General features: G+C 40.8%; 13 protein-coding genes. 9 read left to right on the forward strand and 4 right to left on the reverse strand.

All coding sequences use genetic code 11. The features are described 5' to 3' along the window. The first annotated feature begins 29 nt into the window (after positions 1-29). Complete coding sequence (locus tag LCM09_RS11375; protein WP_224881665.1) at positions 30-695, forward strand: potassium channel family protein; 666 nt, start codon at positions 30-32, stop codon at positions 693-695. 323 nt (positions 696-1,018) lie between these two features. Here LCM09_RS11375 and rnjA read toward each other — a convergent pair whose 3' ends face one another. Both rnjA and LCM09_RS11385 read right to left on the reverse strand, forming a co-directional pair. Then, positions 1,019-2,686: a ribonuclease J1 gene (gene rnjA / locus LCM09_RS11380; RefSeq protein ID WP_224881674.1), complete on the reverse strand. Its 1,668-nt coding sequence runs from the start codon at positions 2,684-2,686 to the stop codon at positions 1,019-1,021. Positions 2,687-2,689: 3 nt separating this feature from the next. Then, entirely contained in the window at positions 2,690-2,899 is a 210-nt protein-coding gene (locus LCM09_RS11385; protein ID WP_224881676.1) for a DNA-dependent RNA polymerase subunit epsilon, read from the reverse strand. 366 nt (positions 2,900-3,265) lie between these two features. Between LCM09_RS11385 and LCM09_RS11390 the strand changes: the two genes are divergently transcribed. Both LCM09_RS11390 and LCM09_RS11395 read left to right on the forward strand, forming a co-directional pair. Beyond that, positions 3,266-4,168 carry a DMT family transporter gene (locus LCM09_RS11390; protein ID WP_224881683.1) on the forward strand — a complete coding sequence of 301 codons (903 nt, stop codon included), beginning with the start codon at positions 3,266-3,268 and terminating at the stop codon, positions 4,166-4,168. Positions 4,169-4,193: 25 nt separating this feature from the next. Then, positions 4,194-4,967 carry a Cof-type HAD-IIB family hydrolase gene (locus LCM09_RS11395; protein WP_224882973.1) on the forward strand — a complete coding sequence of 258 codons (774 nt, stop codon included), beginning with the start codon at positions 4,194-4,196 and terminating at the stop codon, positions 4,965-4,967. A gap of 35 nt (positions 4,968-5,002) precedes the next feature. Here the strand turns inward: LCM09_RS11395 and def are convergent, their stop codons facing one another. After that, positions 5,003-5,545, reverse strand: a complete 543-nt coding sequence (def, locus tag LCM09_RS11400; protein WP_224882975.1) for a peptide deformylase — start codon at positions 5,543-5,545, stop codon at positions 5,003-5,005. 284 nt (positions 5,546-5,829) lie between these two features. On the opposite strand from def, the gene LCM09_RS11405 reads away from it, so the two are divergent. The 6 genes from LCM09_RS11405 to LCM09_RS11430 all read left to right on the forward strand — a co-directional run bounded on the left by LCM09_RS11405 (position 5,830) and on the right by LCM09_RS11430 (position 12,188). Further along, positions 5,830-6,495 (forward strand): YkyA family protein, encoded by a 666-nt coding sequence (locus LCM09_RS11405; RefSeq protein ID WP_224881685.1) that lies wholly within the window; start codon positions 5,830-5,832, stop codon positions 6,493-6,495. A gap of 447 nt (positions 6,496-6,942) precedes the next feature. Continuing rightward, positions 6,943-8,025 carry a pyruvate dehydrogenase (acetyl-transferring) E1 component subunit alpha gene (pdhA, locus tag LCM09_RS11410; RefSeq protein ID WP_224881687.1) on the forward strand — a complete coding sequence of 361 codons (1,083 nt, stop codon included), beginning with the start codon at positions 6,943-6,945 and terminating at the stop codon, positions 8,023-8,025. A gap of 3 nt (positions 8,026-8,028) precedes the next feature. Further along, complete coding sequence (locus LCM09_RS11415; RefSeq protein ID WP_224881688.1) at positions 8,029-9,006, forward strand: alpha-ketoacid dehydrogenase subunit beta; 978 nt, start codon at positions 8,029-8,031, stop codon at positions 9,004-9,006. A gap of 101 nt (positions 9,007-9,107) precedes the next feature. Then, on the forward strand, positions 9,108-10,433 hold the full coding sequence (locus LCM09_RS11420) for a dihydrolipoamide acetyltransferase family protein (protein WP_224881690.1): 1,326 nt from the start codon (positions 9,108-9,110) through the stop codon (positions 10,431-10,433). A 4-nt stretch (positions 10,434-10,437) separates the two neighbouring features. Then, positions 10,438-11,847 carry a dihydrolipoyl dehydrogenase gene (gene lpdA / locus LCM09_RS11425; protein WP_224881692.1) on the forward strand — a complete coding sequence of 470 codons (1,410 nt, stop codon included), beginning with the start codon at positions 10,438-10,440 and terminating at the stop codon, positions 11,845-11,847. A 104-nt stretch (positions 11,848-11,951) separates the two neighbouring features. After that, positions 11,952-12,188, forward strand: a complete 237-nt coding sequence (locus tag LCM09_RS11430; RefSeq protein WP_224881694.1) for a hypothetical protein — start codon at positions 11,952-11,954, stop codon at positions 12,186-12,188. A gap of 327 nt (positions 12,189-12,515) precedes the next feature. Here LCM09_RS11430 and LCM09_RS11435 read toward each other — a convergent pair whose 3' ends face one another. Next, positions 12,516-14,021: a glycine betaine uptake BCCT transporter gene (locus tag LCM09_RS11435; protein ID WP_224881696.1), complete on the reverse strand. Its 1,506-nt coding sequence runs from the start codon at positions 14,019-14,021 to the stop codon at positions 12,516-12,518. Between the last annotated feature and the right edge of the window lie 53 nt (positions 14,022-14,074).

Genomic DNA, 14,074 nt, shown 5'->3' on the forward strand with positions numbered 1-14,074 from the left:
CTTTCCGAGATAAGTAGGAGGAGTGTACGGTGAAAAAACAATTTGCAGTTATAGGATTAGGCCGTTTTGGCGGTAGTATATGCAAATCATTGAGCCAACAGGGGATGGAAGTTCTAGCAATTGATATGGATGAAGACAAAGTAAATGAATTTTCCTCCGTGGCAACACACGCGGTTATTGCAGATTCAACGGATGAGAGTGTCCTAAAAAACTTAGGCATACGTAATTTCGATCATGTGATCGTTGCGATAGGAGATAATATTCAATCGAGTATCCTAACAACGTTGATCTTAAAAGAACTTGGAGTAAGCAATATTACTGTAAAAGCTCAAAATGATTACCATGAAAAGGTATTGAATAAAATAGGAGCAGATAAGATTGTTCACCCTGAACGAGATATGGGAATGAGAATTGCTCATAATATCATTTCAAATAGCGTACTTGATTATTTAGAGCTATCTGATGAGCATAGTATCGTCGAGCTTATTGCAAACTCAAGAATGGACAATAAAACAATTATTGAATTAGATATTCGTGCCAAATACGGTGCTAATATCGTCGCGATTAAGAATGGTGATGATATCATCGTTTCACCTCAAGCAGATCAAAAGATCTACAAAGGGGATATTTTGATCGTGATCGGTTCAGATCAAGATATCAACCGTTTAGAGCGTCAGTTACTTAATAGAGATTAGATCAGAAAGGCCCGCCTGTTAAGCTACAGGTGGGCCTTTATTTATACGAGAAGTGAAATAATAGTAGTCAACCTAATAGTACGGAAAGTTTAATTTCGTATTAAATGTTTTCCAGTAGGAGTGAACACCCCTTGACTCCCGTGGTCCAACGGGCGTTCGAGACTCGGAGCGGAATGGTGTTATCCGCTTTGAAGCTAGGGCGTTCGTCCACAGGAAAGCAAGGGGTGTTCAAGCTCCTACGGCACGGGAAGCACCATACATACTACATATCTAAAAACAAAAAAATGCCCACTTGTCAGATGACAGGTGGGCATTTTTGTTTATTAGATCTCCATGATGATCGGTAGGATCATTGGACGACGCTTTGTTTTCTCGTATAGGAACGGTGCAAGAGTATCTGTGATTTCGTTCTTGATCTCAGACCACTGACTTGTACGTTTTTCCATTACGCCATTTAGATGCTTCGTTAGAAGATCTTGAGCATCGTTGATTAGATCGCCTGATTCTCTCATGTATACGAAGCCACGAGAGATGATGTCAGGTCCTGAAAGAATTTTGAACTCTTTCATGTTGATGCTAACGACTACGATAACAAGGCCTTCTTCAGAAAGAATCTTTCGGTCACGTAGAACGATGTTACCGATGTCACCGATACCTTTTCCATCTACATAGACAGAACCAGAAGGAATCTTTCCACTGATAGAAGCTTCATTTTCGCTAAGAGCTAGAACTTCACCGTTATCCATAATGAAAGAGTGATCTTGTGGAATTCCACAGTCCTGAGCTAGCTTTGTATGCATTTTGAGCATTCTATATTCACCGTGGATAGGCATAAAGAATTTCGGCTTAATTAGACGCAGCATCAATTTCTGCTCATCTTGGCCACCGTGTCCAGAAGTGTGAATATCACTTAGTTTGTGATGAATCACGTCAGCTCCTGCACGGGAAAGTTGGTTAATGATTCTCGATACGCTCACCTGGTTACCAGGGATAGGCGAGGAAGAGAAAACAACAGTATCACCAGGGATGATTTGAATCTGACGGTGAGTACCGTTAGCGATTCTAGATAGTGCCGCCATTGGTTCACCTTGACTTCCTGTACAAAGGATAGTGACCTGGTTTTCTGGAAGTCTGTTGATCTGATGTGCGTCGATGAACGTGTCTTTAGGAGCGCGAATATATCCGAGTTCTTGTCCAATCGTGATATTTGCTTCCATGCTTCGTCCGAATACTGCAACCTTGCGTCCGTTTTCAACCGCTGCTTCAACAACCTGTTGAAGACGGTGGATGTTAGATGCAAATGTTGCGAATATAACGCGGCCATCTACTTTTCTAAAGATGTCTTGGATCGTTTCGCCGACACGACTCTCAGACATCGTAAAGCCAGGAACTTCACTGTTTGTGCTGTCAGAAAGAAGTGCTAGCACGCCTTCTTTACCGATTTCAGCCATTTTTGTTAAGTTAGCTGGTTCACCAACTGGTGTAAAGTCGAACTTGAAATCACCTGTGTGAACGATGTTACCAGGTGGTGTTTTTACAACAACTCCAAAGGAATCTGGAATACTATGAGTTGTTCTGAAGAACGCAACAGATGTTTTTCTGAATTTAATAATGTCGTCTTCAGTAATTTCGTTGAGGGATGCTCCTCTTAAAAGGCCGTGTTCTTCAAGTTTGTTACGAATAAATCCTAACGCAAGTTTACCGCCGAAAATCGGTACGTTGATCTCACGTAGTAAATATGGAATTCCACCAATATGGTCTTCGTGGCCATGAGTGATGAATAGTCCTTTGATCTTATCCTGATTTTTCACGAGATATGAGTAGTCAGGAATAACGTAGTCGATTCCTAGTAATTCTTCTTCAGGGAATTTCACCCCTGCATCGACCAGGATGATTTCATCCTGGAATTGAATACCGTACATGTTTTTGCCGATTTCTCCTAGTCCACCGAGTGCAAAAACGGCTGTTTGATGATTTTTAACAAATTTCATAGTTTATACATTCTCCAATTCAAAGTGCTCTGATTTTTGCTCGAATTCTAGAAATTCATCTTCTACTGTTTGAATGAATTCGATATTGTAGTTTCGTTCCTTTAATTTATAGCGAACTTCCCGTTCAGAATTAGCCTCAACGTACAGGCTCTTTGTTCGCTCTCTTACAGGAACCTCCTTTTTTGTTTCTTGATAGTAAACCTTATAGATCATTCTAAATCTCTCCTTAACCAAGACAATTTGTGTGCATCTCCGTTTATTATATAGGAAATTGGTTTCTTTTTCATGTTTCAAATAGATTTTCCATAATAAAAATTGAGATATACCGCGCCATGAAAGGAAAAATTCTTATTCTGATACGATTGGTGATTGAGGAAAAAAGATGTTTTTTAGGGATTTTTTAATTTTTCTCTTCATTTTTGAGTACATATTCGTCATTCCTTTCCAAATAATGTAGTGGTTTTATTATTCGTAGTGAACTAAAAAAATAGTTAGGAAACAGATGGAAATGAATGAAGAGACAAGAGTATCCTCTTCATGTAAGATAAAGTGGTACAAATCGATTGAGGAGGGGAATGAATGAGGCTGTTGCTCGCCCTGCTATCACTAAGTTTGATATGGGGAATGTCATTCATGTTTATCAAAATACTCGTGCCTGTTGTAGGACCCATGGGCGTAGTATTCTATCGTTGTTTATTTGGTGCAGTAGCAATACTGGGTTATCTCATTGTTAAAAGGCGAGTCAGCAACTTGTTTAATAAGCTCCCCTGGGGAAGCTTGATTCTAGTCGGAATGTTGAACGCACTTATACCATGGGGACTGATTGCGTTTAGCGAGGTGCGAATCTCAAGCAGTCTAGCTGCTGCATTAAATGCCACGACTCCTTTATTTACAGGAATTTTAGGGGCACTGTTCTTCTCAAGAGTTCTTAAGGCGAGGCAGTTGTCAGGAGTTATTATAGGCTTTATCGGCATTCTATTCCTTATAGAATTTGATATAAGCTCTTTCTTTCAAGAAGATTGGGTTGGAGTAGTACCCATGTTGATTGCCACTGCTTGCTATGGCTATGCTTCACAGTTTGCGAAGAAGAATCTTGCACACGTTCCCGTTGATATTATGGCAATCATGACACTAACGGTCGGCGCAGTTGGTGGTATGATCATAATGTTAATTACTGGAGATGCTCCTTCATTTACGCCGATCATGGAACGTGATATCCTAATATCGCTAATAGGACTCGGGGTGTTTGGTTCTGGCATAGCCTATCTTCTCTTCTTTTATATGATTCAAAAAGGAAGTGCTGAGTACGCTACGCTCGTAACATACCTTGTTCCTGTCACTGCATTGTTTTGGGGGAGCGCTTACCTTGGTGAAGCTGTGACACTCACAATGATTGTAGGGTTGTTATTTATTTTTACCGGTGTCTATTTATCGGGCCGGACGACAAAGACAGAACGTAATACTCTAAGAAAATCAGCATAAATAGAAAAGATAGGTGAGAGAAATGATGAATGATAAAATTGTTTTCTTCGATATAGATGGAACATTACTAGATCACGATAAACAAATTCCAACTTCAACAAGAGATGCACTTAAAGAGTTAACAAATAAGGGCGTCACTGTAGCAATCGCAACAGGGAGAGCGCCATTTATGTTCAGAGGCTTGAGAGAGGAGTTAGCGGTCGATTCTTTCATAAGCTTTAACGGACAGTATGTGAAGCATAAAGAAGACATCGTACAGACGAATCCTCTTAGCAGAGAAGAAATTATTTCTCTTGAAAAATCAGCTAAGGAAAACGGTCATCCTATGGTGTTTCTTGACCATGAGGCAATGATGAGTAATCACGATGAGCATCCTCACATCATGAAAAGCATGGATGATTTGAAGATGCACTATCCTGGCTATAATCCTACCTACTATCATGACCGTGAAATTTATCAGGCGTTATTGTTCTGTCAAAGTGAAGAAGAATCGAATTATCGAGATGCGTACGGTAATTTTGATTTTATTCGCTGGCATGATTTTTCAATGGACGTTATTCCTCCTGGAGGATCAAAGGCAAGAGGAATCGAAGCCATGATTTCTCACCTAGGCTTCAAACGTGAAAATACGTATGCATTCGGAGATGCTCTAAACGATATTGAAATGCTTAAATACGCAGGAACAGGTATCGCGATGGGGAACGCCTATCAAGAAGCAAAAGATGCAGCGGATTTTGTTACAGACCCTGTAGATGAAGATGGCATTCGAAATGGTTTGATAAAAGCAGGACTATTATAATAAAAAGGAATCGCGCTTTGCGCGATTCCTTTTTTCTATCTTTGAAGAGGTGAAATTTCTTTTGCCTCTTCTTCATCGATTCTGTCGTAAAACATAACACCATCTAAATGATCGATTTCGTGTTGAACGACGATAGATGGCAGTCCTTTTAGCCTTAACTTAAGTGGGTTTCCTTCTATATCTGTTCCTTTTACTGTAATTCTTGCATACCGAGGTACAGCTCCAGGCACTTCTCGATCCACTGACAAACAACCTTCGCCACCTTCTAAGTAGGTTTTTTCAACAGAATGGCTAATGATTTTAGGATTCATGATGCCATAGCTATAAAGGGTCCCTCTATGATCTGTCACATGAACGGCAAACATTCTTTTGCCTATTCCGATTTGTGGTGCAGCGATACCGATACCTGAACGTAATTCATACTCTATTGCTGTCTCAGGATCTTGGCTGTTAATTAGAAATTGAAGCATATCACGGAGAATCTTCTTTTCATCCTCTGAAGCAGGAAGTTCAATTTCTTTTGCAACTTGAGTGAGGATTGGATCTCCTTCTCTACGTATATCTTTCATTGTTAACATATTCATGTTCACTCCTATCATCACGGACTCTCACATTTCATTATACTGAATTACCTTAAATATGGGTACATCAACATCTACATAACAGTTTAGCATACGACTTATCATCATAACATATATCAGAAAATGAACAGTGTGCTGGTATTGGATAAGGAGAGCTTTATAGAAATAAATAGAAGGTTAAATTTGTGATAAAACGACTGTTCTATTGGATGATAGAATATGGTATAGTAATCAAAGATATGAAATCATTGGTATTAATTGGAGATGTGGGGGGACTATTGTTGTCACGAGTTAACCGAGTAGGAATCATTTCTCTTTTTTTCTGTTTTCTCATCCTGGTAGGTTGTCAGTTCGGTGAGAGTACAGAGGAAAAGATGTATAACCATTTAGAAGAAGCTGTAGCTCTGGAGGATCAATTTAGAGAACAGCAAGCACCACTCGCGAAAGCTGAAAAGAAAGAACAGGAACTTTACGATGAGATCGTTGCTTTAAGTATGGATGAGTTTGATAAGATCAAATCACTTTCAACTGAAGCTGAAGCACTCACTAAGAAGAGACTGGAATACTTGAACAACGAGAAAGAAAGTATCGACAAGGCATACGAAGAGTTTGAAAATACGAAAGACTTACGTGGAGACCTTGAAGATGAGAACGTTCAAGAAAGTGCTGAAGCACTTATCGATAAGATGGATAAGCGCTACGATGCATACCAAAGCCTTTATAAAGAATACAAAGCAGCGATCGAGCTAGATAAGAAGCTCTACACGATGCTGCAAGATAAAGAGCTTACGCTTGAGCAGCTGCAAGAGCAAATCAAGAAAGTGAACGAACAATATACAAAAGTCTCAAAGCAAAAAGAAGAGTTCAATAAGTATACAACTGAATTCAACGAAGCCAAAAAAGCTTTTTATAAAGCCGCAGACTTAAATGTTAATTATGGTGAATAACACAAAACCGCTCTATTTTAAAGGGCGGTTTTTTTAATTGCATCGTTATAAAACACAACTCGTTGTATTGATACAGTTCTATATTCGCGGTTATAACAGTTTTGTGTGTTTCCTAAAAGTTTATTTTTCAAACCTAATAATTGACTATATAGATACTGTATTGTAAACTAAAAAACGAACTTACTCATGAAGAGAAGCACTCCCTTATATTTACTGATACAGCTTTAAAAACGTAGTAGTACATAGTACTAGGGATTAATTCTTTAGAAATAAGGGTATGAAATTGAGTGTTGTCTTTGGTGGCACAAATTAATCAAGACAAACTGTCATTTAATAAAGGTTAAATGGACATGCTAGATATGTCTGAAAACTGAACGACCCACTCATAATTGCTACAAGCAATTTAATAATTTATCTCTTTATGAATGAAAGGATGAGGTGAAAGGTATGGGGACAAAAACCCTCGAAAACATTGAAGGCCAATTCGAAATGTTCCAAATTCTAAATGAAAACGGCGAGATTATTAATGAAGAGGCTATGCCAGAACTAACTGATGAGCAACTTCAAGAACTTATGCGCCGCATGGTTTATACTCGTATTCTTGATCAGCGTTCAATCTCTTTGAACCGTCAAGGACGTCTAGGATTCTATGCTCCAACAGCAGGTCAAGAAGCTTCTCAATTAGGAAGTCAGTTTGCACTTGATAAAGAGGACTGGATTCTTCCAGGTTACCGTGATGTACCACAGCTAATTTGGCACGGACTTCCTCTATATAAAGCGTTCTTATTCTCTCGTGGACACTTTGTAGGAAACCAAGCAGACGGACTTAACATGTTGAGCCCACAAATCATCATTGGAGCTCAAATTACTCAGACTGCTGGTGTTGCACTAGGACTTAAGAAAAAAGGCAAGAAAAACGTTGCGATCACTTACACTGGTGATGGCGGTGCGTCACAAGGTGATTTCTACGAAGGAATGAACTTTGCTGGTGCTTATGCTGCTCCTGCAATCTTTGTTGTTCAAAACAACCGCTTTGCGATTTCAGTACCTGTTGAAAAGCAATCTGCTGCTAAGACGATTGCTCAAAAAGCAGTGGGTGTTGGAATTCATGGCGTTCAGGTAGATGGAATGGACGTATTAGCTGTTTATAAAGCAGTTACTGATGCTCGTGAGCGCGCAATCAACGGTGAAGGTCCAACTCTTATCGAGACGATGACTTACCGTTATGGTCCACATACAATGGCTGGTGATGATCCAACTCGTTACCGTTCAGAAGACTTGGACAGCGAATGGGAGAAAAAAGACCCGATCGTGCGTTTCCGTAAATATCTTGAAAGCAAAGACCTTTGGTCCGAAGATAAAGAAAATGAAGTAGTTGAAAAGGCGAAGGAAGAAATCAAAGCTGCCATTAAAGAAGCAGACAAAACTCCGAAGCAAAAAGTAACAGATCTAATGAGTATTATGTACGAAGAGCTTCCTCAGAACCTTCGCGAGCAATACGAAGAATATAGTGCAAAGGAGTCGAAGTAAGCTATGGCGCAAATGACAATGATTCAAGCAATCACTGATGCAATGCGTATCGAGTTAAAGAATGACGAGAACGTACTTGTATTTGGTGAAGATGTAGGTCAAAACGGCGGCGTATTCCGTGCGACAGAAGGACTTCAAAAAGAATTTGGTGAGGATCGTGTATTCGATACTCCACTAGCAGAATCAGGAATTGGCGGTATGTCAATCGGGCTTGCACTTACTGGCTTCAGACCAGTTCCAGAAATCCAGTTCTTCGGTTTCGTTTACGAAGTTATGGATGCAATTTCTGGTCAAATGGCGCGTCTACGCTACCGTTCTGGTGGTTCTTTCAACGCTCCGATCACTGTACGTTCTCCATTTGGTGGAGGAGTTAAAACACCTGAACTTCACGCAGATAGCCTTGAAGGGCTTATGGCTCAACAGCCTGGTCTTAAAGTAGTTATCCCATCAAATCCTTATGATGCAAAAGGACTTCTTATTTCTGCGATTCGTGATAACGACCCAGTTATTTTCCTTGAGCATATGAAATTATACCGTTCTTTCCGTCAAGAAGTACCAGAGGAAGAATATACAATTGAAATTGGTAAAGCTGATGTGAAGCGTGAAGGATCAGACGTAACGATCGTAACGTACGGTGCGATGGTTCAAGCATCTCTTAAAGCTGCTGAAGAGCTTGAAAAAGAGGGAATTAATGCTGAAGTTATCGATCTACGTACTGTTAGCCCACTAGACATCGATACGATCATCGCTTCTGTTGAGAAAACAAACCGTGCGATCGTTGTACAAGAAGCACAAAAACAAGCTGGAATTGCTGCAAGTGTCGTTGCTGAAATCAATGACCGTGCGATTCTTAGCCTAGAAGCTCCTGTACTACGTGTTACGGCACCTGATACAGTGTTTGCTTTCTCTGCTGCAGAAGATGTTTGGCTTCCAGATCATACTGATATTATCGAAAAAGCAAAAACAGTCGTTAACTTTTAATTAGAGTTAACTTGGATAAAAAATAATGAAGTGAAGTGCATTTGCACTTCGCTTTAGACCTTATATAAGCTAATTTTTTTACAAATAGGAGGCGAAGTCCTGTGGCATATGAATTCAAAATGCCGGATATCGGTGAAGGTATCCATGAAGGTGAAATCGTAAAGTGGTTCGTTAAAAAGGGTGACGAAGTTAAAGAAGATGACATCCTTGCTGAAGTTCAAAACGACAAGGCTGTTGTAGAAATCCCTTCTCCCGTAGACGGTACAGTTAAAGACGTTCACGCTGAAGAAGGAGCTACAGTCGTAGTTGGAGATGTAGTCATCACATTCGACGCTGAGGGTTACGATGATGGTTCTGAAGAAGAATCTCCAGAAGAGCCTAAAGCTGAAGAAGAACCGAAAGAGGAGCCAAAAGAAACTCCTAAGAGTGAAAGTGCTGAACAAACGCCTGCAGAGGATGAAGAAGAAGACGCTGATCCTACAAAACGCGTTATCGCAATGCCTGCAGTACGTAAATATGCACGCGAAAACGGTGTGAAGATTTCTAAAGTATCTGGATCTGGTAAGAACGGTCGCGTACTTAAAGAAGATGTCGATAATCACCTCAGTGGTGGTGGCCAAGAAGCAGCTGCTCCATCTGAAGCGACAGAAGAAACAACTGAAGCGAAAGGACAAGAGCAAGAAGCAGCATCAACATCAGCAACTTCAGCTCCTGCTGCATCAGCACAGCCTGAAACTCGTGAGAAAATGAAAGGTATGCGTAAAGCGATCGCAAAAGCTATGGTTAACTCCAAGCATACTGCTCCTCACGTTACACACATGGACGAAGTTGTTGTAACAGATCTCGTTGCTCACCGTAAGAAATTCAAGCAGTACGCTGCTGACAAAGATGTTAAGCTAACGTATCTTCCATACGTAGTTAAAGCACTTGTATCTGCTTTACGTGAATTCCCTATGCTTAATGCTTCAATTGACGATTCAACTGACGAAATCGTACACAAGCATTATTACAATATTGGTATTGCCGCTAATACTGACGCTGGATTAGTTGTTCCTGTTGTTAAGGATGCTGATCGTAAGCCACTTCTTAATGTTTCAGCAGAAATTAATGAGTTGGCTAAAAAAGCTCGTGATGGTAAACTATCAGGGGACGATATGAAAGGCAGCACGTGCACAATTTCTAACTTGGGTTCTGCAGGCGGACAATGGTTCACGCCGATCATCAACAACCCTGACGCTGCTATTCTTGGTATCGGTCGTATTGAAGAGAAGCCAGTTGTTATCGATGGTGAAATCGTTGCAGCACCAGTACTTGCTCTTTCAATCAGCTACGACCACAGACTAATTGATGGTGTAACTGCTCAATTAGCACTAAATCACATCAAGCGTCTGTTGAACGATCCACAACTCTTAATGATGGAGGCGTAAAATTATGGTAGTAGGAGATTTTCCAATCGAACTAGACACACTTGTAGTAGGAGCTGGACCTGGTGGGTATGTAGCAGCAATTCGTGCTGCACAGCTGGGTCAAAAAGTAGCAATTGCTGATAAAGGAACTCTCGGTGGAGTTTGCCTTAACGTTGGGTGTATCCCTTCAAAAGCACTTATCAATGCTTCACACAAATACGAAGACGCTAAGCATTCTGATGATATCGGAATCACAGCTGAAAACGTATCTGTAGACATGAAGAAAGTACAGGAGTGGAAAACTTCTGTTGTAAACAAGCTTACTGGTGGCGTTGAAGGCTTGATGAAAGCTAACAAGGTAGACGTAATCAGTGGTGAAGTATACTTTGTAGATAAGAACACTGTTCGTATTATGGATGATAAGAACTCTCAAACATACACGTTCAACCACTGTATCATTGCTACAGGTTCTCGTCCGATCGAACTTCCAAGCTTCAAATGGAGCAAGCGCGTAATTTCTTCTACTGGGGCTCTTGCACTTGATGAAGTACCTAAGAAAATGGTAGTGATCGGTGGAGGTTATATCGGAATCGAACTTGGTTCTGTATATGCTAACTTCGGTACAGAAGTAACGATCCTTGAAGGTTCTAAGCAAATCCTGCCTACTTTCGAAAAGCAAATGAGCACGCTTGTTTCTCGTCGTCTTAAGAAGAAAGGTAATGTCGAAATCATTACTGAAGCAATGGCTCAAGGCGTTGAAGAAACTGATGAAGGTGTTACTGTTACAGCTGAAATTAAAGGTGAATCGAAGACGTTCGACGCTGACTATGTTCTTGTAACAGTTGGGCGTAAGCCTAACACTGAAGAAATTGGTCTTGAAGAACTTGGCATTGAAATGACTGATAAAGGTCTTGTTAAGATCGACAAGCAGTGCCGCACAAACTTTGACAACATCTATGCAATTGGAGATATCGTTGAAGGTCCTGCATTAGCACACAAAGCTTCTTACGAAGGTAAAGTTGCTGCTGAAGCAATTAGTGGCGAAGCTGCTGAAATCGATTATCTTGCAATTCCTGAAGTTGTATTCTGTGAACCAGAACTAGCTTCAGTTGGTTATAAAGAGCAAGAAGCAAAAGATGAAGGATTCGAAGTAAAAGCATCTAAATTCCCGTTCGGTGCTAACGGACGTGCGCTTTCTCTTAACGACAGTGAAGGCTTCATGAAGCTTATCACTCGTAAAGAAGATGGTCTTGTAATCGGTGCTCAAATTGCTGGTCCTAATGCTTCTGACATGATTGCAGAACTAGGTCTTGCAATTGAAGCTGGTATGACAGCTGAAGATATCGCACTTACAATCCATGCTCACCCAACTCTTGGTGAGATCACGATGGAAGCTGCTGAAGTAGCAATTGGAACACCAATCCACATTGCATAAATAATTAAAGGGAAGCCCTGGTCATCGAACCAGGGCTTTTTTGTATGCTAGAAAAGCATACGGATAGGAATTAGAGCATATAGGTTAAATGGGGGTGAGAGGGCTTGGCTAGAATGGGAATCGTTCTATTGTTTCACATAGCTGCATGGAGCGCTTTAGTCGTCGTCTTACACCTTTCTTCTCATGATCGACCTTTCTTTAAAGGCATTATGATCCTCATGTTTTTATATGTGATTGTAACGTCGACAGTGAGGCTCATTCCTGAATTTAAGACTGTCCTCCTTGTTACAGGAGCTTCGACGTTAGCATTTATCCTTATCGAAACGTTCTACCATATATAAAAAAAATCCCCCACCTTGGGGATTTCCACATTGTCGAGAAAGTCCTAAGGACCATCTGCACGGGTATGGTGGTGATTGGCGCTACAGGATCCTCGTTTCCGCGGGGCGGGCGGTGAGCCTCCTGGTCTTGAAAAACGCTCCTGTGGGCTCACCTGTCCCTCGCATCCCGCAGGATTGGAGCATCCTTCTGCTCCAATCAACATAAATATGTGTAATATGAAAACAAGGCAAAAGGTATTGAAACTCCTACGGTATACGGAACACTAATCAGGGTTTATAGATAAACTAAAAATCCCCCACCTGCAAAGGTAGGGGGATTTCATTTTGTTATTCATCTTTTTTAGGTGGGCGAGAAGGGAGCTTTTCTTCCTTGAATGCTTTCAGTAATGAGATGATCATACCGATTATGATAATTGCAAACGGAAAGGCAGCGATAATGGATGCCGTTTGAAGGGCTCCTAGTCCACCTGACCATAGCAATACTGCAGCAGCAGAAGACTGAATGACGCCCCATGTAAGCTTAACGCCTGTTGATGGGTTCAAGCTTCCATTAGTTGTTTGCATACCAAGAACGAACGTAGCAGAGTCTGCAGATGTAATGAAGAACGTACTGATAAGCAAAATAGCGAGAACAGACATAAATGTACCAAGTGGGAATTGCTCAAGAACCGCGAATAATGCGACTTCCATCCCTTGGTCACTAATAATATCGTAAACTCCAGTGCCTGCCATATCGAGTGAAATTGCAGAACCACCGAATACAGAGAACCAAAGGCCACCGAAGATTGTTGGTACAAGTAGTACGCCTAGAACGAATTCACGTATCGTTCTACCTTTTGAAACACGGGCGATAAAGGTACCAACGAATGGTGCCCATGCAATCCACCAAGCCCAATAGAAGATTGTCCAGCTTTGAATCCAAGATGAACCTTCGAATGGACGCATACGTAAGCTCATGCTAGGTAAGTTTTGAATATAAGAACCTAGCGTTGAAGTGAAGAGATCCATAATAAAGTTTGTAGGTCCTGCAAATAGCAAGAAGAACATTAGTAAAATGGCAAGGACAATGTTTGTATTACTCAAATATTTAATACCTCGAGAAATACCAGTTGTTGCAGAAATCATATAAAGAACTGTTACAACTAGAATGATGACTAGTTGTGTCGTAAATGAGTTCTCAACATCTGTTAAATATGAAATTCCTCCACCAATTTGAGATGCCCCGAAACCTAATGACGTAGCTACACCAAATACTGTAGCAAATACCGCGATAACATCGATTAGCTTTCCAAGCGGTCCATATACTCGGTCACCAAGTAATGGGTGGAACACAGCGCTCACAACGCCTGGTGCGCCTCTTCTGAACTTAAAGTAGGCAAGAGCAAGTGCTACTACTGTGTAAATGCCCCATGGGTGTAAGCCCCAGTGGAAGAAGCTATATCGGAATGCAAGCCTTGCTGCTTGATCAGATTCCGGTGAAGCTCCTGCTGGTGGTGTATAGTAGTGAAACATTGGTTCAGCTACACCCCAGAAAACTAGACCGATACCCATTCCTGCTGAGAACAACATGGCGAACCAGGTAATCGTGCTGTACTCTGGACGATCTGAATCTTTACCTAAACGAATTCTACCGAATTTAGAAAAGATGAGGTAGATCGCAAAAATAAGAAATGCTGAAGCTGCTAATAAATAGAACCATCCAAACTTCACTTGTAAAAACGTCTGAACGGTTGATGTAGAAGTATTTAGAGACTCTGGAGCGATTGTACCCCAAATGATGAAGATGAGGGTCAATGCAGCAGAGATCATAAATACTCTCGTAAGCTTATTCATTGTAAATCACACCTTTCGATCAATACTTTTTAGTTGTTATTCAAACATCGTGA

Source organism: Guptibacillus algicola (assembly GCF_020171805.1).
GTDB classification, from domain to species: Bacteria; Bacillota; Bacilli; order Bacillales; family Guptibacillaceae; genus Guptibacillus; species Guptibacillus algicola.

What these genes read in the sequence shown, in the direction of transcription:
- rnjA (WP_224881674.1), bottom strand. Translation starts at nt 2,686, where the DNA reads ATGAAATTTGTTAAAAATCATCAAACAGCCGTTTTTGCACTCGGTGGA.
- LCM09_RS11385 (WP_224881676.1), bottom strand. Translation starts at nt 2,899, where the DNA reads ATGATCTATAAGGTTTACTATCAAGAAACAAAAAAGGAGGTTCCTGTA.
- LCM09_RS11390 (WP_224881683.1), top strand. Translation starts at nt 3,266, where the DNA reads ATGAGGCTGTTGCTCGCCCTGCTATCACTAAGTTTGATATGGGGAATG.
- LCM09_RS11395 (WP_224882973.1), top strand. Translation starts at nt 4,194, where the DNA reads ATGAATGATAAAATTGTTTTCTTCGATATAGATGGAACATTACTAGAT.
- def (WP_224882975.1), bottom strand. Translation starts at nt 5,545, where the DNA reads ATGTTAACAATGAAAGATATACGTAGAGAAGGAGATCCAATCCTCACT.
- pdhA (WP_224881687.1), top strand. Translation starts at nt 6,943, where the DNA reads ATGGGGACAAAAACCCTCGAAAACATTGAAGGCCAATTCGAAATGTTC.
- LCM09_RS11415 (WP_224881688.1), top strand. Translation starts at nt 8,029, where the DNA reads ATGGCGCAAATGACAATGATTCAAGCAATCACTGATGCAATGCGTATC.
- lpdA (WP_224881692.1), top strand. Translation starts at nt 10,438, where the DNA reads ATGGTAGTAGGAGATTTTCCAATCGAACTAGACACACTTGTAGTAGGA.
- LCM09_RS11435 (WP_224881696.1), bottom strand. Translation starts at nt 14,021, where the DNA reads ATGAATAAGCTTACGAGAGTATTTATGATCTCTGCTGCATTGACCCTC.